This window comes from Microvirga sp. jy35 (genome assembly GCF_056148915.1).
In genome coordinates this window covers 1-20,077 of record NZ_JBWBEW010000009.1, presented here as the reverse complement: position 1 = coordinate 20,077, position 20,077 = coordinate 1, and the positions used below count along the sequence as shown (strand labels likewise).

Annotated in this window: 10 protein-coding genes; 3 read left to right on the top strand and 7 right to left on the bottom strand. The window is 59.5% G+C overall.

Translation table 11 applies throughout. The annotated features are described in order from the left end of the window. Window positions 1-444: 444 nt before the first annotated feature. From AC0QTX_RS09390 to AC0QTX_RS09375, 4 genes are all read right to left on the bottom strand, one after another. On the bottom strand, window positions 445-3,528 hold the full coding sequence (locus AC0QTX_RS09390; protein WP_474603575.1) for an efflux RND transporter permease subunit: 3,084 nt from the start codon (window positions 3,526-3,528) through the stop codon (window positions 445-447). Beyond that, entirely contained in the window at window positions 3,525-4,778 is a 1,254-nt protein-coding gene (locus AC0QTX_RS09385) for an efflux RND transporter periplasmic adaptor subunit (protein WP_474603574.1), read from the bottom strand. The genes AC0QTX_RS09390 and AC0QTX_RS09385 overlap by 4 nt, the downstream gene beginning before the upstream one ends. Further along, window positions 4,775-6,172 (bottom strand): 5-aminolevulinate synthase, encoded by a 1,398-nt coding sequence (gene hemA, locus AC0QTX_RS09380; RefSeq protein WP_474603573.1) that lies wholly within the window; start codon window positions 6,170-6,172, stop codon window positions 4,775-4,777. The genes AC0QTX_RS09385 and hemA overlap by 4 nt, the downstream gene beginning before the upstream one ends. A 425-nt stretch (window positions 6,173-6,597) precedes the next feature. After that, window positions 6,598-7,542, bottom strand: a complete 945-nt coding sequence (locus AC0QTX_RS09375) for a LysR family transcriptional regulator (RefSeq protein WP_474603572.1) — start codon at window positions 7,540-7,542, stop codon at window positions 6,598-6,600. A gap of 106 nt (window positions 7,543-7,648) precedes the next feature. On the opposite strand from AC0QTX_RS09375, the gene AC0QTX_RS09370 reads away from it, so the two are divergent. Then, the gene (locus tag AC0QTX_RS09370; protein ID WP_474603571.1) at window positions 7,649-7,972 is read left to right on the top strand and encodes a nuclear transport factor 2 family protein; all 324 of its coding nucleotides are present in this window, start codon (window positions 7,649-7,651) and stop codon (window positions 7,970-7,972) included. Beyond that, window positions 7,969-8,748, top strand: a complete 780-nt coding sequence (locus AC0QTX_RS09365) for an SDR family oxidoreductase (RefSeq protein WP_474603570.1) — start codon at window positions 7,969-7,971, stop codon at window positions 8,746-8,748. Before AC0QTX_RS09370 ends, AC0QTX_RS09365 begins: the two co-directional genes overlap by 4 nt. Before the next feature lie 502 nt (window positions 8,749-9,250). Here the strand turns inward: AC0QTX_RS09365 and AC0QTX_RS09360 are convergent. The 3 genes from AC0QTX_RS09360 to AC0QTX_RS09350 all read right to left on the bottom strand — a co-directional run bounded on the left by AC0QTX_RS09360 (window position 9,251) and on the right by AC0QTX_RS09350 (window position 12,443). Beyond that, window positions 9,251-9,907, bottom strand: coding sequence for a response regulator (locus AC0QTX_RS09360; RefSeq protein ID WP_474603569.1), 657 nt, complete (start codon window positions 9,905-9,907; stop codon window positions 9,251-9,253). Next, a complete protein-coding gene (locus AC0QTX_RS09355; protein ID WP_474603568.1) occupies window positions 9,900-11,318 on the bottom strand; it encodes a sensor histidine kinase in 1,419 nt (472 codons plus the stop codon). Before AC0QTX_RS09355 ends, AC0QTX_RS09360 begins: the two co-directional genes overlap by 8 nt. A gap of 357 nt (window positions 11,319-11,675) precedes the next feature. Further along, on the bottom strand, window positions 11,676-12,443 hold the full coding sequence (locus tag AC0QTX_RS09350) for a LuxR C-terminal-related transcriptional regulator (protein WP_474603567.1): 768 nt from the start codon (window positions 12,441-12,443) through the stop codon (window positions 11,676-11,678). A gap of 984 nt (window positions 12,444-13,427) precedes the next feature. Here AC0QTX_RS09350 and AC0QTX_RS09345 point away from each other — a divergent pair. Continuing rightward, window positions 13,428-20,077 (top strand): peroxidase family protein (locus tag AC0QTX_RS09345; protein ID WP_474603566.1); only part of this gene is annotated, 6,650 nt, incomplete at its 3' end.

Below are 20,077 nucleotides of genomic sequence, written 5' to 3'. Positions count from 1 at the left end.
CGGGGAGAATGGCCTCATGACCTATCTCCCATCGGCGTCAACCTCTGTCATGGCTCGTCGGATAGAGGCTCCGGACTCGCTCGATTTCTTTCCAGCACCGCCGTGGGCTGCCCGGGCCCTCCACAGCGCCAGCCCGTACCCCCATGGGCAATTCGATCCTGGGCGTCGATGTCGGTAAGAACGTTGCCAGTCAAAACTTCGGGGTGGTCCACCACAGCCTCGAGATTTGACGCCGGTAGGTTCTCGCGCGCTTGGTGCCGAGCCACCTGTTCAATCGCGGGATCAAGCCGCCCTTTGAGAGCCTCCTCAAGCGCAAGGTCCTGACACTAGCCCAGGGGGAGCAAGTCATCGACGCCGTCCGTGACATTGAGCGCCTACCGTTCCAGATCGAGGAGGGAAGAGGCCGCGCCGTGTTTGACCCGAAATCGACCTTCACCAGCTCATCTATGCAGCTATCCGTTTGTTAATCCGGAACAGTCGTTGCCCGCCCTCGGAGAGCCTCTCCAGGTAAAGATACAGGACAGGCGTGATGAAGAGGGTGAGCAACTGCGACAGGATCAGGCCACCGATCACCGCAATCCCAAGCGGCTGGCGCAGCTCGGAGCCGGCGCCCTGGCCAAGGGCAATCGGAACAGCGCCGGCCAGAGCCACAGCGGTAGTCATCATGATCGGACGGAAGCGGATCAGGCAGGCCTCCCGGATCGCGGCTGACGGGGAGAGGCCTTCGCGCTGGCGGACAACTGCATGGTCGACCATCATGATGGCGTTCTTCTTGACGATCCCGAACAGCAACAGGATGCCAATCAGCCCCATGATGCTCAATTCCATCTGATAGAGGTGGAGGGCAGCCACCGCTCCGATCGCGGCCGCCGGCAGACCCGCCAGGATTGTGATCGGATGGACAAGGCTTTCGTACAGCATACCCAGGACGATGTAGATCGTCAGGATCGCTGCCGCGAGCAGCAGCGGCTGATTGTGCACCATGTCCTGGAAGACGCGAGCTGTTCCAGCAAAGCCTGTTGTCACAGTGGCAGGAACGCCTTCTTCGAGCTTGAGCGCATTGATCCGGTTTATGGCGTCCCCAAGCGCAATTCCAGCCGGTGTATCGAAGGAGACCGTGACGACGGGCCGCTGCCCAAGCTGGGCAATGGAGCGCGGGCCGGCGGTTCGCTCAATCGTGGCAAAGGCTGAGAGCGGGACCAGAACGCCGCTTGCCGACCGAATGGTCACAAGGTCGAGCGGGTTCATGGTCCGGGCGAGGCGGGGATCAAACTCGATCAGAACCTGATAGCTGTCCGCCGGGCCGTGGATCGTCGCTGCCTGTCGGGTGGCGAAGCCGGTGTGCAGGGTCGAGCGCAACTGCTCAGCCGTGATCCCGAGCTGGCGACCCTTGTCATGGTCAACGCGGATTGTGGCCTGCAGGGCAGTATCCTGCGCATCGCTCGTAACGGCGATGAACATGGCATCCTGGCTCATCCGGTGAGTCAGCCGCGCTGACCAGTGCTCCAACTCGGCAAGTGTCTGGGCCTGCACCGTAAGCTGGAACGCGCTTCGGCCAGACTGGGTGCCCATCCGGGCATTCTGGGCCGTTATGACAAGGCTCTCGATGCCTGGGATCTGATCCAGGTTCCGCCGCAGATCCGTCAGCACCTGCGCAAGCGGCGGCCGCTTGGCCTTGGCTTTCAGCTCCACGAACAATCGCCCCTCATCAAGGCCCGTGATCCCCGTTGCGCCGATGTCGGAGACCACCTCGGCCACATGAGGCGAGGCGCGCAGCGCCTGCTCGACCTGATGCTGCAACTCGACCATGGCCGAGAGCGAGACATCCTGGCGCGCGCGGGTCGAGATCATGATCTGTCCGATATCCTCCTGCGGCAGGAAACCCTTCGGAATGGTTCGGAACAGCCAGCCGGAGGCGACAAGGCTGATGAGGAACAGGAGCAGTATCAGCGGGCGACACCGCAGGCTCATGTCCAGGCATACGCCATAGCAGCGTGTCAGCGCTGCCATAGCACGATCCGCCAGGTTGTGGCGGCCGGCTTTCTGCGGCCTGATATTGGGCAGGCGGGCTGCGAGCATCGGCGTGAGGCTTAAGGAGACAAGAGCGGAGATCGCCAGCGCGACCGAGACCGTGATGGCGAACGGGTTGAGGATGCGCCCGACCACTCCGTCCATCAGCAGCAGGGGGATGAATGCCGCGATGAGCGATGCAGTGATCGATATGACCGTGAAGGCAACCTCCTTCGCTCCCTTCATGGCAGCCTCGTAGGGCGAGGCTCCAGCCTCGATGTGGCGCACGATGTTGTCGGTCACGACGATGGCGTCATCGACCACGAGGCCGACCGAAAGGGTCAGGGCCAGCAGGGTGATGTTGTCGAGGGACAAGCCGAGGGCGTACATGGCCGCAAAGGCGGCCACAATCGAGACCGGAATGGTGACGCTGGGGATCAGGGTCGTGGCAAGACGGCCAATGCCGAGATAAAGGATCGCACAGACAAGGCCGATGGTGAGCACCAGGGTGAAGGTGACATCCTCTATGGCCGTGCGGATCGAGACCGAACGATCATTCATCGTGGTGAGGGATATCCCAGACCCCATCTCCTCCTGGATGCGAGGCAGGGCTGCGCGTACCTTGTCCACCACGTCGATCGTGCTGGCATCGGGCTGGCGCTGCACCGATACGACCAACGCGGGGAAGCCATTATGCCTGCTGGCGCGCTGATCGTCCTCGACAGAGTCGATCACCTTTGCAACATCGCCGAGGCGAAGCGGCCGACCATTGCGGTTTGCGATGATGAGATCGCGCCAGGCTTGCGCGTCACCAAGCTGGGTCGAGACCTCGATGTTGAATCGCTGGTCCGCGGTCGTGAGGGAGCCGACGGGCATATGAGCGTTGGCAGCACGCACGGCACGCTCCACCTCGTCTACGCCGATACCACGGGCCGTCAGGGTCAGGGGATCAAGCTGGATGCGCACTGCATACTTCTGGCTGCCTGAGATCGTGACCTGAGCGACGCCGGGAATTGCAGAAAGGCGCGGTGAGATCACGGTGCGGATGAACGCATCAAGCTGCCAGAGGGGCTTCGTGTCGCTTCTCAGAACAATCAGCACGACCGGAGCATCCGCCGGATTGAGCTTGCGGTAAACAGGCGGGCCCGCCATCTGGGCCGGCAACTGCGGCTGCGCGCGGGCAATAGCGGCTTGGACATCTGTCGCCGCCATATCGATGTCACGCTCAAGAGCGAACTCCAGAGTGATCGAGGATACGCCCTGAACGTTTGTCGCGCTGATCTCCCGAACGGACGGGATGGTCGAGAACTCCTTGATCAGTGGGGTCGAGACGGTAGTCGCCATGGTCTCAGGGCTTGCACCGGGCAGCGGGGCAGAGACGGAAATTGTGGGGATGTCGATCTGAGGCAGGGCGGCGACAGGAAAATGCCGGTAAGCCACAAGGCCGACGAGCGTCAGGGCTGCGGTCAGCAGGAGTGTGGCAACAGGCCGTCTGATGAAGGGAGCCGAAACATTCATCGGCGCACCGGTCTGGCCTCAGCGGTGCGGGAGCTCTGCGCCTGTGGCTTGGGAGCTAAAGTTGTCTCGGTTATCGAACTGCCGTTCCGCAGCCGTGCGTGACCTTCGACCACCACGCGTTCTCCGGGGGTTAGCCCTTTGACGAGGACGGCCTCGTCATTCTTCGTGTCGAGGGGCTCAACCCGGCGCACCTCGACAATGTCTTTTGGTCCGACGATGAAGACATGAGGGCCGATACCTCCCGTCTGCAACGCAACGTGCGGAACGGCTGCCGCCTCTAGATGCGTACCGAGGGTCAGTTCAACGCGAACATATTGACCCGGCCACAACCCGGTGCTGGCCTTCAGGATGGCTTTTGCGAGGATGGTGCCTGAACCGACATCAACCGAGGAATCGATGAATGTCAGGTCCGCCTCTGCTGAGGCTTGATCATCCTGGCCGGCGAGAACGCGCACATGGCCTTTGTCATTGGGATCTGCAAGAGCTGCGCGCAGCAGCGGAAGATCGCGTTCCGGCAGGGAGAACGAGACCTGCAAGGGTGACATCCGTGTGATGGTGACCAGTCCATCCCCGGACAGATCGGAGCCGCGCACGATATGCCCTTCGCCACCTTGCACGACACCGGCACGTCCGCTGATCGGTGCCGTGATCCTGGTGTGCCCCAGCTTGGTCCGCTCCATGGCAAGAGCTGCCTCGCTTGCAGCAACATTGGCGGCGGCGATCCTGACTTCGGCGTCGGACTCTTCGGCCTGGGCCTGACTGGCCACGGAGCGGGCCAGCAACTCCTGAGTTCGCTTGAGCGCAGCCTGCGCTTTGGCCAGTACGGCTCGGTCTCGCGCCAGGGCTGCCTCGCCGCGGGCGATCTGCGCCTGGAGCTCGCGATTATCGAGGCTGAACAGAAGGTCCCCGGCTGCGACCTCGGCGCCGTCATGGATATGCCGCTCGATAATGGTGCCATCGATGCGGGCACGCACTGTGACGCTCGCCGTTGGTTCGATCCAGCCGATACCGGTCCGGGTGATAGGCATTGCCTTTACACGAACAGGAGCGGTGATCACGGCGACTGGGGGCGGACTCTTCTGCGATAGGGAGGTCTGAACTGGTGCTGGGGGCTCAGGAGCAAGATTTGAGGTCTCCAGCAGTTTGAGAGCCGAAGTCCGAACCGCGGCCTGTCCCTCCGCTCCTGCCATCACATACCAGAGGCCTCCCGCGGACATGATCGTGACCAGGAGAAGAGCGCTGCGGATCATTGGCTATGCTCCATCTTCCACCCCGTCTGCACCCGCTCTTTCGGTTTGAGCACCAACCCGCTGAAGGGCAGATCGAGCGCCTTCCATGTCTCAATGAGAGCCTGCGTCAGCGTCTCGACATGAGTGTTGGTGTGGAGGGGCCCTGGAGTAATGCGCAGCCGCTCGCTGCCGCGGGGCACGGTGGGGTAGTTGATGGGCTGGATATAGATGCCGTGCTTCTCGAGCAGACGGTCCGAGGCCGCCTTGCAGGCCTCCGCATCGCCTACCATCACCGGCACAATATGGGTGGGGGTTGCCAGTAGGGGTAGGTCAGCGCGGATCAAGGCCTCCTTGACCTGAGCCACCTGGCATTGCTGCCCCTGACGCTCGGTGTGAGAAACCTTGAGATGCCGAACGGACGCCGATGCGGCGGCGGCGACCGCCGGGGGCAGGGCCGTGCTGAAGATGAAGCCCGGCGCATAGCTGCGGATGGCATCGATGACGGAGGCAGCGCCTGCGATGTACCCGCCCATGACGCCGAAGGCCTTGGCCATCGTGCCCTCGATCACGTCGATCCGGTGCATGACCCCGAGACGTTCGGCAAGACCTGCTCCGCGGGGGCCGTACATGCCCACCGCATGGACCTCATCGATATAGGTCATGGCGCCGTAGCGCTCGGCCAGATCACAGATCTGGCGGATGGGCGCCACGTCGCCGTCCATGGAATAGACGCTCTCGAACACGATCAGCTTGGGCCTCTCGCCGGCCGCCTGAAGCAGCTCCTCCAGGTGTGCAAGGTCGTTGTGCCGGAAGATCGCCTTGTCGCAGCCGGACTGGCGCACGCCCTCGATCATGGAGTTGTGGTTGAGCGCATCCGACAGGATCAGGCAGTTCGGGATCAGCCCGGCGAGCGTGGAGATGCCGGTCTGGTTCGACACATAGCCGGAGGTGAAGACCAGGGCCGCCTCCTTGCCGTGCAGATCGGCCAGTTCCGCCTCCAGCTCGACGATCGGGTGGCTGTTGCCCGAGATGTTGCGCGTGCCGCCGGCCCCGGTACCATGGCGGGCTGCGGCCTGGATCATCGCTTCGACGACCGAGGGATGCTGGCCCATGCCGAGATAATCGTTGGAGCACCAGACGGTGATCTCGCGTGGCCCCTGCGGCGAATGCCAGATCGCGCTCGGAAAGCTGCCGGCAACCCGTTCGAGATCGACAAAGGAGCGATAGCGCCGCTCAATCTTCAGACGCGCAATGGCGGCATCGAAGTAGCCCGTGTAGGTCCTGACCTCAGGAGCCTTCCAGATCGGTTCAGGCGCCGGCTTGACGATCCTGAGCGGCGCGGGACGGCGGGCCAGCAAGGCCGCGGCGGTCTCGCACCGGCCGTCCACCCCGTAGGTTTCCGTGAGCTTCGCCATACAGCGCGGAAACTGCGTATTGCCGTGGCATTGCCTTTTCAGGACCATTGGAGCCCCCGCCCTCTGCTCGCCTCGACCTCAGCTGGAAGTCGTCACCTTTTGATTGTGATTGAGCCGGCAAAGCGTGCAATTTGGACTGAGGTCTGAGATCCGAGGCGACTTAGGTCTGATCCGGGTCCTGGGGAGCGAGGAGCGGCAGGGTTCCTTTCTCATCCGCGCAGCAAATTCTGCCGGTGACGGCATTTGGCAAGAAATGGCCAATGTGAAGGCACTGCGCTCTGAAAGCTGCTGAAGGTCCGCTCAAGTGTGAGCAGCAGACTTTCCCGAGCCACCTGCCCCAAGCCATCTGTAATTTTCTGGGATGACGCGAACCGGGCTCTTACAGCCGGTACAGTCATTCACGCCAATGAATGCCGCCGAGGTACTCACATCGAGGCCTCAGCTGACATCTTTGGCTTAGGCGACCATGATCCTGATTTTGCACTGAGTTCTCGGGCCAAGCCGATAAAAGCCTTCAGGGCAGCCGATGGATTGCGCCGTCCGGGGTAGTAGAGACAGAGCCCACCGAAGGGTGGTGTCCAATCTTCCAGCACGCGAATGAGGCGTCCGGCTTCGATGTCGGCACGCACGTGTTGTTCCATGAAGAACCCGAGCCCTATGCCCTCCAGAACGGCAGCCCGTGCCAGGCTGGCTTCGTCCAACGTGACTGGACCGCTCACGTCGATTTGGGCCGTCTGACCGTCTTTCTCGAACTCCCATCGATACAGGGCGCCGTTGGGCAGGCGGACACGAATGCACGGGCGATGGAGGAGGTCAGGCGGCACCCGCGGCTTCCCATGCTTCTCGATGTACGCCGGCGAGCCAACGACGGCATACCGCTGTGGCCGCCCAAGGGAAACCGCGATCATGTCGTTGGGCACGAGGTCGGCCACCCGCACCCCTAGGTCGAAGCCGTCGGCGACAATATCGACCAGTCGTCCTTCGGTGACGAGATCGACATGCACCTTCGGGTAGCGGCGCAGGAACTCCAGCACCGGCGGCGAGAGGATCTCGCGCGCCGCCATGGCAAAGGTGTTGATGCGCAGCGTGCCTGACGGCGTAGCCTGCTGCGACCGCACGGCTTCCATGGCGCCGTGAATGTCCTGCAAGGCCGGGCCGACCTGTTCGATGAACAGGCGTCCGGCATCGGTGAGCGAGACGCTGCGCGTTGTTCGATTGAACAGGCGCACGCCAAGGTCTGCCTCGAGCTTGCCGACGGCATTGCTGAGCGCGGTCGTCGACATGCCCAGTTCGAGCGCTGCGGCACGGAACGAAGCCTTGCGTGCTATAGCGATAACCGCGTCGAGATCATTCAATCCAGGCCAGTACATTGTCCTGACTTTCGAAACGCCTCATCCATTTTTATCCTGCTTATCGAAACAAGTGTCCAGGCCTAAATTCGGGAGGACATTACCCTCTAACCGAAGGAGCAGCCGGATGAACCTGCCTTCCCCGATCCAGACCTATTTTGACGCTGACAGGAGGAGCGACGGCGACGCGCTGATCCACACGTTTGCACCCGATGCCGTCATCAGAGATGAGGGCCGATCCTATGCGGGCCGCCAAGCTATCGGCACATGGTGGCGCGAAGCGAAACTCAAGTACCGGCAGGTCATCGAGCCGCTTGCGCTGGTAGAGAAGGATGCTGTCACAAGCGTCCGTGCCCGCGTGACCGGCCATTTCCCGGGAAGTCCAGCCACACTCACCTTCTCGTTTCGGCTCGAAGGCGACCAGATCACGGGCCTGGAGATCGGCGCATGACCGGGTTCCTCACCCTCGAAGGCAAGCGCGCACTCATCACCTCCGGCACGCGCGGTGCGGGTGCTGCCACCGTCGCGCTGTTTCGCGAACTCGGAGCGCGGGTCCTGACGGCAGCGCGGTCCAGGCCAGACACGCTCTCCGAGACGATGTTCGTCGCCGCCGACCTCACGACCCCTGAGGGCTGCGCCACGCTCGCCGCCGCGGTGCACGAGAGGCTGGGCGGGATCGATGTCGTCGTCCACATGCTTGGCGGCTCCTCCGCTCCGGCGGGCGGCTTCGCAGCACTGGGCGACGCGGATTGGGCCAAGGAGCTCGATCTCAACCTGATGGCAGCGGTCAGGCTCGATCGCGAGCTCGTGCCTGCAATGGCAGCCCAGGGTCGCGGAGTCGTCATCCACGTCACGTCCATCCAACGGGAGCTGCCGTTGCCGGAGGCGACGACCGCCTACGCGGCCGCGAAGGCTGCGCTATCGACCTACAGCAAGAGCCTATCAAAGGAAGTCTCGCCGAAGGGAGTGCGCGTGATGCGGGTCTCACCTGGCTGGATTGAAACCGAAGCGTCGGTGCGGCTGGCCGAGCGGCTCGCACAGGACGCCGGCACCGATTACGAGGGCGGCAAACGCATCATCATGGACTCGCTCGGCGGGATCCCGATCGGTCGTCCCTCGAGGCCGGAGGAAGTGGCTAACCTGATCGCCTTCCTTGCCTCCGATCGCGCCGCGACGATTACCGGGACTGAGTATGTCATCGACGGCGGCACCGTTCCCACCGCGTGAGCGGTGCGGCATATCTTTTCATACTCATAGGGCCGGCGGCGGGAGCGGCGAGTTGAGTCGAGAGTTGCCGCGATCGCGCTCTGCAACCCGTTTCAAAAGCGGCCCTGCCTGAATTCGTGCCGCAAGCGATTGACGGGGAGCGCATGCAACAGCCTTTCGCATCGAAGGTCTCGAATTGGCACTCAGCGCACAGTTTCATCGCCGATGGCGAGAAGCCGCATAAGCCGGTGACTTGGTCGATGCGCGCGCACGTGCAGGCGCTCACCGATCTCGATCAGGAGCCCATGGAAGTTGTCAAAGTCCGAACGTGCGCAACCGTATCCAGGCATGAGCCATGTAACCTGCCTCTACGAGTTGCGCTGGTGTGCCGAGGGCAGGGGAGTGCTGACCTATCACTAGGGGGCGATACGTGTTTCGGTGAGATGCGGCATATTGAGAAAAGTTCTAGCGTCAACGAATCTGCCGCCGGCTTATTCCTCGCCCAATCTCGCCAGCTCCCTTGTCAATGCAGTTTCAGCTTGCCTTGAAGTTCACGCCACGCCTGTTTGGCGACAGCTGTTGCTTCGGTCCGGTTCCTACCCTTGAGTTTCTTGAAAATGTTAATCACGTCGTACTTGACGGTCTTCTCCTGTACAGAGAGTTGCTCACCAACCTCGCGGTTGGTCCGCCCTTCGGAGATAAGACCTAAAGTGCGTTTCTCATACTCAGAAAGCAGTGGCGACGGGTTGGCCTCCTCCTGAGCATTGCTCGACAATACACGAAGCGCCAAATTTGGTGAAATGAAAGACTCACCAGCCTTTACCCTTTGCACAGCCGCGATTAGATCTCCCGCGTCCGTCCCTTTAAGAAGATATCCTACAGCGCCAGCCTCAAGTGCGCGCATCACGTCGTCTTCATCCCCCGAAACGGTTAGCATTACAACGCGAGCGGCCGTTGGAAGGTCACGGATCGCGCGCGCAGCTTCGATCCCATTCCCAGGCATGGATATATCGAGCAAGATGAGATCGGGTGCGTACTGCGTGACAAGCTCTATTGCTTCCTTTGCCGAAGCGCCTTCCCCCACAACCTCAATCATGTCATCAAGAGTCAGCGCTCGGATCACTCCTCTGCGCAAGAGTGCATGATCATCTACCACAACAACACGAGTCTTCTCAGCCATTTTGGCTCTCCTCCGCGGTAACGACGTTCATTTCTACTCTAGTTCCGCCGCTCGTAAGATGGCTGACTCGAAAGACACCGCCGAGACTTTCCACGCGTTCCCGCATACCGGCTAACCCCAAACCGGAGTCCGGGGCTGCGGGGCCACCGACGCCCGTTCCCCCGTCATCCTGCACGACAAGCTGTAAAGTGGAGCCATCGAGTCTGCACGCCACCATCTGTCCATTGCCGCCCGCATGACGGAAGGCATTGTTGAGTCCTTCTTGGACAAACCGGTACACACAAATCTTGATGCCGTGCGTAAGAGGCTGCGTAATAGTACCGCAATGAACGGTGACCTTGGTTCCGGTCCGTTGCTCGTGATTGAGAGCTACTCGCTTGATAACTTCCGGAAGCGGCAAATCTTCTATCTCGGGCAGCATCAATCCCTTTGACATGGTTCGGATATCACGGAGGGCCTCTGAGAGGACAGAATTCAGCAACTGCAGCTCTTCTTCCCTTTTCTCAGGAGACTGGGCACGCCGGACGTGCTCCACGGTTAGAGCAGCTAAGCCGATGAGCTGCGCAGGGCCATCGTGCAAGTCAGCGCCGATCCTCCTCAGATAATTCTCGGTTAGTTCCGCAACTCGTCCAGAGGCACGCTGAGCTCGCTCTTTGAGAATGTGGTTGTGTTGGGAAGTATGCTCGATCTCGACCAACCGTTCATGAAGCTGGTGCCGCTGAAGGACAATGAGTTTGTTGCCCCGGTAAACGATCCCGAACAGGCCTAACATGATGAGCAAGGTTGCACCCACGACGGCAAGCCAGCTCTTCAATCGCACCCACCAGAGCCTCAGTTCGAGTGGTGCGGTGCTCTCATGGATCTCTGCAACGGCAACGACGCGGCCGGAGCGTTCCTCCCGGATGGGAACGTACACTTCAAGATACTTCTGGCTGCGGCCGCTGATCCGATGCTCAAGAGACTTCAAGTCAGCGTATTGCGCAGAAATATCTCCTGCCAAGGCCGTGACCAACCCAGGCGGTGGAGGAAATCTCCGGCCGATCAGACTCGGTGTCGTCGAGTAGACGATGAGCCCGCCTTCCTTCCAGATCTCCAGGTGAGGAAATCTTTCCTTGAACTGATTCGCCCCCAGTAGCCGGTTTAACTCAGCAGTCTCTGCGGCAGACAAGATCTCCTCACTCGACAAGCCTTTGACCAAGGGCTCAAGGAAGCTATCGATTAGGAGAGCTGTCGACGAAGCAGTATTCTCGATCGTCGCTTTTGAAACGATCTCGGCAGTGAACAGGCCGGCAGCGAGCATTGCTACGACCATGATGGCGCTGCCTGTCATTGCGAACTGGCGGGTCAGACTCACGGTTGTCGGGATTGCACTTCGATGGCCCAGCCGCGTCAACGGCGCTAACTCTGACATTCCTCGCCCCGAATGCAGTTCTGAGAAGTGTGAGGGTAAACAGCAATGAAGATCGGCAAAAAAGGTGCTCATCAACCGTGACGAGGATCTACACCAACCCATAAGAGGTTTGAACAGCTCAAGGAACATTGCGGTCCAACCGGGTAGGTGCGGCAGTATCCCGCCATCTATACCTTGATTCAGAGATAACCTGAATTCGCTCCGGCACCGTCTTTACGCAAGTGAATACCAAGGCCCTTCAACTTGTCTCTGTTGTCGGGCCCACGTAAGTTGACAACGCCGCAGGGGAGTTAAAGCTGATTTTACGGCTATGGCGTCACGTCAATGTCAAGTTGATGATGCGGTCGGCTGCTCATGTCAGTTTTTCCTTAAGTCAATGCGCTGCAGCCGGCCTAGGGCTCCTAATGACCCGCTGCTTGTATCGTTTCTCGGCAGGGCCGTATCGAACTCCGGGGATATGTCCGCTCTAGGCTGCCAGACTACACCTTGGGAGCGGGCAAATAGGGCTGCTTCGACACGATTGCGAACTTGCAGCTTACCAAGAATGCTTGTCACGTAGTATTTGACAGTACCTTCGTTGATGTCGAGCTTGACGCCAATCTCTCTGTTACTAAGCCCTACTGCCAGCATTGATGCGATTTGCAGCTCCCGTGGGGCAAGGGTCTTGAGGCGATCCTTGGGCTTCATCTTGTTGGAGCTGTCGTTGTTAGCGTGCATCAAGAGCCTGCTGGCAAGTGTCGGGGAGACACAACCAATCCCTTGGTCGAGTGCACGTACGGCACTAATCAGTTCGGGAGCACTGGTGCTTCTTGGAAGATATCCGGATAAACCCTCTGCGATGGCATTACAGATCCGCTCTTCGTCCGAACTGTCTGAAAGAACCAAAATTCTGACCGATGGGTACTTCGACACAATCACATCAAGAGCTTCGAAGCGGTCGATCGGTAGGCTCACGCCGACGATGACTACATCCGGTTGGTTGTCCTGAATTAGACGGATTGCGTCTCCTATCACCGCTGCGCAGCCGACAATTGCTATGTCTGGCTGAGCATGAAAGGCATCTATCACCCCATCCAGAAACAGAGGCTGATCTTCGATGATGCCTACTCGGATCGTCTTTGACATGAGCGCCCCCCGTTGCACAACATACGTATTTTAGGCAAACCTTCTCTTGGCATCGTAATCTTAGTCACTGCGCGTCTAATCCTGCTGATCCTCGTATGAGGCCCTGCAGTCTAGATCTGGCGCTATTGTTGTTGGGAGTCGAAGTAATGACCCAACTTCACTTCATAGGATTATCTAGGTTTTTAAGGTCTTTGAAAGAGAATGTTCTCAGTCGCGTAAAATATCAATATGAATAAGGAGAACTTGGAAATCATAGATCACACCAGAAGGGGTTAACCCTAATGGGGTATAACCCAGGCTGTAAGTAATTTCTCATGTGCAGGTTCTCGAGAACACCTGAGACTGGTGCAGATGCATAGCCCGACCTCTAAGGTTAACTGCGGCTCATGCGATCCTAAGCACGTAACCACTTTTCTTGGAGCCAAGCCTATTTAAGAGTGGAGTGCTTCTGTCAAAACATCAGCTGGTTGAAGGATTTACGGCAAATTCCGGTCGTAGGCCTCTACTCGCAAGGCGTCTCTGCAGCTGATCTCTGCTCATTCACCCGGAGGAGCAGAGCTAAATCCAGACGCGCCATGAAATCTGAGACGCGGTCAACCAAAGTCCGGCCTCGCAAGTAACTTTGGTCCTAAACAGTATAGACCTTAGATACACCAGGCATAGACCTCAGCCCAGATAGTAAAGCCCCTGCCTTCTTGCCCATGATGATTGTGTCCTTCTCAAGAACACAAGGGTGAGGGTTTTATCATGGTTGCCTATATTCGCTCCGATCTGGACTTCATTCTCGCTCAAATCAAGATCGCTGAGGCACACGCTGCTGGCCAGCCGCTCTACGGGGAGGGCGGCCTGATTCCTGCCTACAATATCGCCTGGGGCCTGCGCACTGTTGATGGCTCCTACAACCACCTCCTGCCGGGCCAGGAAAAGTGGGGTGCGTCCGATACGCCTTTCAAGGAGCTCCTGAATCCGACATTCCGCACGATCATGGTGGATCCCGACGGAGCTGGCCCCTCGCCGGCGATGCCGATGCAATACCGGCCAGGCATCGACAATGATGGTCCGACGACGACGCTGCCAAACGGCACTGTTGTCGGCAATCGTGCCGGTCCGGGTGATGTCATCGATCCTTCCGTCCGTGTGATCAGCAACCTGCTCGTCGACCAGACGCTTTCCAATCCGGCCGCCATCCTGACGGCGCTGCAGAATGCGGGAATCGATGATCCCGGAATGGTGATCACGGGTCAGATTGCCGCCCTCTACATCCCGCTCAAGCCCCTTTTCAAGGAGCTGGAAGAGGCCGCGCGCGACGAGGCCTCCGCCGCAGCAGCGGCAGCAGCGAGCCCCGGCAATCAGGCCCTCCAGGACGCTGCCGCAGCAGCGAAAGTTGCTCTCGAGGCCGCTCAGGCGGCCATCGACGTCGCGGGCGGGCCGACTCCGGATGGCAATGGCCTCTTCGGACTGCTCGCCACAAACGGCATCGCACTGGACGGGATCAACATCCATATTCCGAATTCCGCGCCGGACGAAGGTTTATCGGCCCCGTTCAATTCCTGGTTCACCCTGTTCGGCCAGTTCTTCGACCACGGCCTCGACCTCGTGAACAAGGGTGGCAGCGGCACCGTCATGATCCCGCTGAGCCCCGACGACCCCCTCTATGTCCCGGGCAGCAGCACGAATTTCATGGTCCTGACCCGCGCCACCGTTGGGGCCGGTCCGGATGGACAGCTGGGCACCAGCGATGACGTGCGCCCGGTCAACACCACGACGGCTTACGTCGACCAGAACCAGACCTATACCTCCCATCCTTCACATCAGGTCTTCCTGCGCCAGTATGCAGAGACCGCGAACGGCCCCGTTGCGACCGGCAACCTGATCGAGGGGGCCAATGGCGGCATGGCAACCTGGGGCGAGGTCAAAGCCCAGGCCAGGAACCTCCTCGGGATCCAGCTCACCGACCAGGACGTCGGCAGCGTGCCGCTGCTGCGCACCGACCCCTACGGCAACTTCATCCCCGGCTCCAACGGCTTCCCGTTGATCGTGGTCGGGATTGGCCCAGACGGTATCCCGAATACACCGGACGACCTTGTGGTTGAAGGCAACCCGGCGGCTAATGACGGGCTTGGTGTGTCCCTCGCCAACGCTGTCCGCACGAACCACGCCTTCCTGGCCGATATCGCCCACAATGCGGTGCCGAATGGCATTGCCGATGGCGATATCACCATCGGGCTCGAAAACCCAGGCAACCAGCCGGGCGTCTACGACAACGAGCTTCTCGATGCCCACTTCGTGGCCGGCGACGGCCGCGCCAACGAGAATATCGGCTTGACCGCGGTCCACCACGTGTTCCATGCCGAGCATAACCGTCTCGCCGAGCACACCAAGGTGACCGTCCTCGAAACCCGGGACCTCGCCTTCATCAACGAATGGCTTGCGGTCGATATCACCCAGACCCAGCTCAACGCCCTGCCCACGACACTGCCCACGGATGCCGCTGCTCTCAAGACGCTGCTCGACAGCTTTACCTGGGATGGCGAACGCCTGTTCCAGGCCGCCAAGTTCGGCACCGAGATGCAGTATCAGCACCTCGTGTTCGAAGAGTTCGCCCGCAAGGTCCAGCCGAACATCAACGTGTTCCTCGTGCCCGATGGCTTCGACACGATGATGGACCCGACAATCTTCGCCGAGTTCGCGCATGTGGTCTATCGCTTCGGCCACTCCATGCTGACCGAGTCGATCGACCAGTTCGACCCGAACTTCAACCCCAACCACATCAGCCTGATCCAGGGCTTCCTTAACCCCACGGCCTTTACCAGCCCCAATGGCGTTGATGACGGCATTGCCGCCGGGGCCATCATCCGCGGCATGACCCGCCAGGTCGGCAACGAAATCGACGAGTTCGTCACGAGCGCATTGCGCAACAATCTTCTCGGCCTGCCACTGGACCTTGCGACCATCAACCTGGCGCGCGGCCGTGACGTCGGTATGCCCTCGCTCAACGAAGCGCGCGCTCAGTTCTACGCCGCTACCAACCAGGATGCGCTGCTCAAGCCCTATGAGAGCTGGACCGACTTTGCCGGCCACCTCAAACATGAGGCATCGATCATCAACTTCATCGCTGCCTACGGCACGCACCAAACGATCACCGCACGGGTCCCAGCTCCGACTGACGCAAATCCCAACGCAACACGTGAGAAAACAGCGGCGGAGAAGCGGGACGCAGCGATGGAGCTCGTCCTCGGCGTCGACATGAATGGCGACGGCGTCGTTCCATCCGAACAGGATCGGTTTGACTTCCTGAATGCCACGGGCGCCTATGCCGGCGGTTCTCTTGGCGGTCTCAACAATGTCGACTTCTGGATCGGCGGCCTTGCTGAGGAAATCATGCCTTTCGGCGGCATGCTGGGCTCAACCTTCAACTTCATCTTCGAAGCGCAGATGGAACTGCTGCAGAGCGGCGATCGCTTCTATTATCTGCAGCGCCTCGACGGACTGCATCTCTTCGGCGAAATGGAGAACAATTCCTTCGCCGCCATGATGATGCGCAACACCGACGCGACGCACCTGCCGTCCGACGTGTTCTCAACACCCGGCCTGATCCTTGAGGTCGACCAAACCAAACAGTTCAACGACCTTGACGGTGATGGAGACCTGGAGACGGGCGATCCGACGGGCGGCGGGCTTCTGACCCAGGTGGTCATACGCAACAATCCGGCAACGCCCGGCACGGATACCAACTATCTGCGCTATAACGGCGACGAGCACGTCGTGATGGGTGGCACGAACCAGGCCGATACCATCATCGCCAGCGACGGCGACGACACTCTCTACGGCGATGGCGGGAACGATCGCCTTGAGGGCGATTTCGGCAACGACATCATCAATGGTGGTGACGGCGACGACATCATTGTCGACAGCGGCGGCGACGACAACATCAAGGCCGGCAAGGGCAATGACGTGGTTCACGCCGGCCCCGGGCTTGACCTGGTGATGGGCAATGACGGCCAGGACTTCATCTTCCTCGGCACCGACATGGGCTCGGAAGTGTTTGCGGGCACCGGCGACGACTTCATCTATGGCAACCGCAACGCCGAACGCATCCTCGGCAACGAGGGCAACGACTGGATCGAAACCGGCACCTTCGACGGCGCTCCCGGCGACAACTTCGATGAAGTCTTCGCGCATGACAGCATCGACGGACACGACGTGTTCCTGGGCGACGGCGGCTTCGACGAGTTCATCGGCGAAGGTGGAGACGACATCATGGTCGGTAGCACCGGCCGCGGCAAGATGGCTGGCATGTCAGGCTTCGACTGGGCAACCTACAAAGACAGCACCTTTGGCATCAATGCCGACCTGTCGCGCCCCATCGTCTTCGATGAAAGCCCGACTCTTCCACAGAATGCAGCACTCGACGAATATGCTTCGATGGAAGGTCTGTCTGGCTCGCGCTTCAACGATACTCTGGCAGGTTCCGACGCCCTGGGTTCCGAGCGCTTGCCGTTCGACCCCGCTGCCCCGGCCGGCACCACTGGCCAGGAAGGCTATCGCGGCAGCCAGATCACCAAGGAAAGCCTGGCACTGATTGCCGGTCTCGCTGAAGTGCTTGGCCTTACTCCCCAGCAGGTCACCGCAATGGCGGCCGGCACGGTGGTGTACAACGCCGGCGACATTATCCTCGGCGGCGATGGCAGTGATATCATCCAAGGCAATGCCGGCGATGACATCATCGATGGCGACAAGTGGCTCGACGTCCAGATCGCGGTATATGCGACAACCGACCGGACCGGCACGCCGATCGCCTATCACAACAGCATGACGACGCTGGCCGCCAGCATGTTCAACGGCTCGATCAATCCCGGCCAGCTCGGCATCGTCCGAACCATCAAAGCAGACACGACCGCTGGTGACGTCGATACTGCAGCCTACCGCGACGTCAGAGCAAATTACAGCTTTTCGAGTAATGCGAATGGCGCCCTCGTGATCTCTCACACTGTCGAGGACGCGATTGATGGGACAGACCAAATCACCAATATCGAGCGGGTGCAGTTCACTGATGGCAGCCTCGGCGTCGTCATGGGGACGGCAGGCAATAATACGCTCAACGGGTCGTCGGGAGATGACCTGATCATGGGGCTTGCCGGCAATGACGTACTGAATGGTCTTGGTGGTGATGACATCCTTGTGGGCGGAACTGGCAATGATACCCTGAACGGCGGCGCAGATGACGATACCTACGCTTTCGGTTCTGCTGACGGCAATGACGTCATTGTCGAAACGGGAGGTGTCGACAGGATCTCGATTGCAGCCGGGGCAGTTCTCACAACTCTCAGTTTCCAGGAGACCACCTTCGGGATTGGGAGCGATGATCTGGTCATTACCTACAACGGCCAGCAAATAACGGTTGTCGATCATTTCGATCAACTCTCCGAAGCGGTGGAATTCGTTAACTTCAATGGAAGCACGTTCAACGGATATGTTCTTGAAGGTGACTACGCCATTGCAGTCGACGACATCAATCCACGCACAGCCACTGTTCCGTTGCAGAACACCGTCCTCACAGGGACAACCGGAGATGACGACCTTCTTGGTAACACTGGAAACGATCTTCTCTTCGGTAATGGCGGAAATGATGATCTTTTTGGTAACGATGGTGACGATCTTCTGGTCGGAAGCGCTGGGAATGACGAACTGGATGGAGGCCTAGGCGCCGACGTCATGGTTGGCGGCGACAGCAGCGACGTCTACGTGGTGGACGACCTCGGCGATGTGGTTGTTGAAACCTTGACTGGTGGAACGGCAGACGCGGTTGAAACCCAAATGGTCGCGCTCTCCATAGAGCTCATGGCCAATGTGGAGAACCTTACATATACTGGAGGCGACGCCGATGCGTTCGTCGGCACCGGCAACGCTCTAAACAACATCATCACTGGAGGTGATCTCAACGACGCCCTAAACGGCTTGCTTGGAAACGACAATCTCAATGGCGGTCTTGGTTCGGACACGCTCACCGGCGGCGACGGCAACGACACGCTGAACGGTGGTGCTGACAACGACACGATGAACGGAGGCATCGGCAATGATGTCTATGTCGTCGATAATGCTGCAGACGTAATCGTTGAGGCAGCTGGAGAGACGGGTGGAACGGATCTGGTCGCATCGTCCATCAGCTTCACTCTTGCTGAGAACGTCGAAAACCTGACCCTGACTGGCTTTGATGCCATCAACGGGACCGGCAATAGCGTTGCCAATACGATCGTCGGTAATTTCAGCAACAACCAGCTGTTCGGTGGTGGAGGAAATGACAGTATCGATGGTGGTAACGGCAGCGATTTGATCGATGGTGGAGCAGGTGACGATACAATCAGTGGCGGCTCCGGCAACGATCCCGACAGCATCATTGGAGGTGCAGGTAACGATACGATCAACCTGCTTGCATTCGATGGCGGCAACGACGTTGTCATCTACAACGCAGGTGGTTTCGGTGCTGACATCATCAACAACTTCGATTTCACGGGCGGCAATGCGAGCAATCAGGATCTGATCAACCTCAGTGCTCTTGGCATCACGGCTGACAATCTAGCTACCCGCGTCATTGAGTCGACGGTCGGCGGTAACACGGTGCTGACCATCCGAGATGCAAGCCTCAATACGATCGGAACGATCCAGATAAACGGTGTTACAAACGCGAACATCGATGTTACGGACTACATTCTGGCATCCAGTGTTACACCGATTGGTGGGGCTACCAACGGTAATAACACCCTCAATGGCACTGGAAATAACGATACAATCATTGGTCTTCAGGGCAACGATGTGATTAATGCAGCAGGGGGTGATGACACGATCATCTGGAACGCTAACGCGAGTGGTGCAACAGACGGCCGGGACATCGTCGATGGTGGTACGGAAGCTGGCTTAGGCGACACCTTCGTGATCAACGGCAATACGAGCGGTGAGACTTACCGGATCTATACCCGGCAAGCCTTCGATGACGTCTTTGGCAACACTTTGGTTGGCATCAATGCTGCCACAGAAATTATCATCACCCGCAACGGCACTAACTCGACCTCAATCATTGCTGAACTGCGGGATATTGAGGAGATCCGGATCAACGGAGTCGATCCGACCGGATCAACCGGAGGAGCCGGAGCCGGAGATACGTTCATTGCTATCGGCAATTTCTCCGGCACGAGCCTCCGCCCGAACACCATCACGATCGATGGCAACAGCGGGAACGATACGATCGACATCGCGTCGCTGCAGTCGGCGCATCGGATCGTGTTCAAGTCCAACGGCGGCAACGACACCATCGTCGGCACGCTGCGGGCCCAGGACGTGATCGAGCTGGCGCCGGGGCTCACGGCTGCCAGCTACACCAAGACGGTGAACGAGAACGGCTCGGTCACCCTGACGAGCGAGGAGCACTCCATCACTTACATGAGCGATGAAGATCCTATTCTCCGGGAACATGGTGAGGAGGACGACGAGACCCCTGATAACAAGGACCCTGTTGTCACTGGCGAGCGGTATACGATCAAGAAGGGGGAGGCTCTTCAGCTGACCGCAGCCCTGCTGCTCGCCAACGACTACGATCCTGACAACGGTGATCTCTCGATCATTGAGATCGACGAGGA

Excerpts from the sequence above, each read along its gene's own strand:
- AC0QTX_RS09390 (WP_474603575.1), bottom strand. The coding sequence starts at position 3,528 with ATGAATGTTTCGGCTCCCTTCATCAGACGGCCTGTTGCCACACTCCTG.
- AC0QTX_RS09385 (WP_474603574.1), bottom strand. The coding sequence starts at position 4,778 with ATGATCCGCAGCGCTCTTCTCCTGGTCACGATCATGTCCGCGGGAGGC.
- hemA (WP_474603573.1), bottom strand. The coding sequence starts at position 6,172 with ATGGCGAAGCTCACGGAAACCTACGGGGTGGACGGCCGGTGCGAGACC.
- AC0QTX_RS09375 (WP_474603572.1), bottom strand. The coding sequence starts at position 7,542 with ATGTACTGGCCTGGATTGAATGATCTCGACGCGGTTATCGCTATAGCA.
- AC0QTX_RS09370 (WP_474603571.1), top strand. The coding sequence starts at position 7,649 with ATGAACCTGCCTTCCCCGATCCAGACCTATTTTGACGCTGACAGGAGG.
- AC0QTX_RS09365 (WP_474603570.1), top strand. The coding sequence starts at position 7,969 with ATGACCGGGTTCCTCACCCTCGAAGGCAAGCGCGCACTCATCACCTCC.
- AC0QTX_RS09360 (WP_474603569.1), bottom strand. The coding sequence starts at position 9,907 with ATGGCTGAGAAGACTCGTGTTGTTGTGGTAGATGATCATGCACTCTTG.
- AC0QTX_RS09355 (WP_474603568.1), bottom strand. The coding sequence starts at position 11,318 with ATGTCAGAGTTAGCGCCGTTGACGCGGCTGGGCCATCGAAGTGCAATC.
- AC0QTX_RS09350 (WP_474603567.1), bottom strand. The coding sequence starts at position 12,443 with ATGTCAAAGACGATCCGAGTAGGCATCATCGAAGATCAGCCTCTGTTT.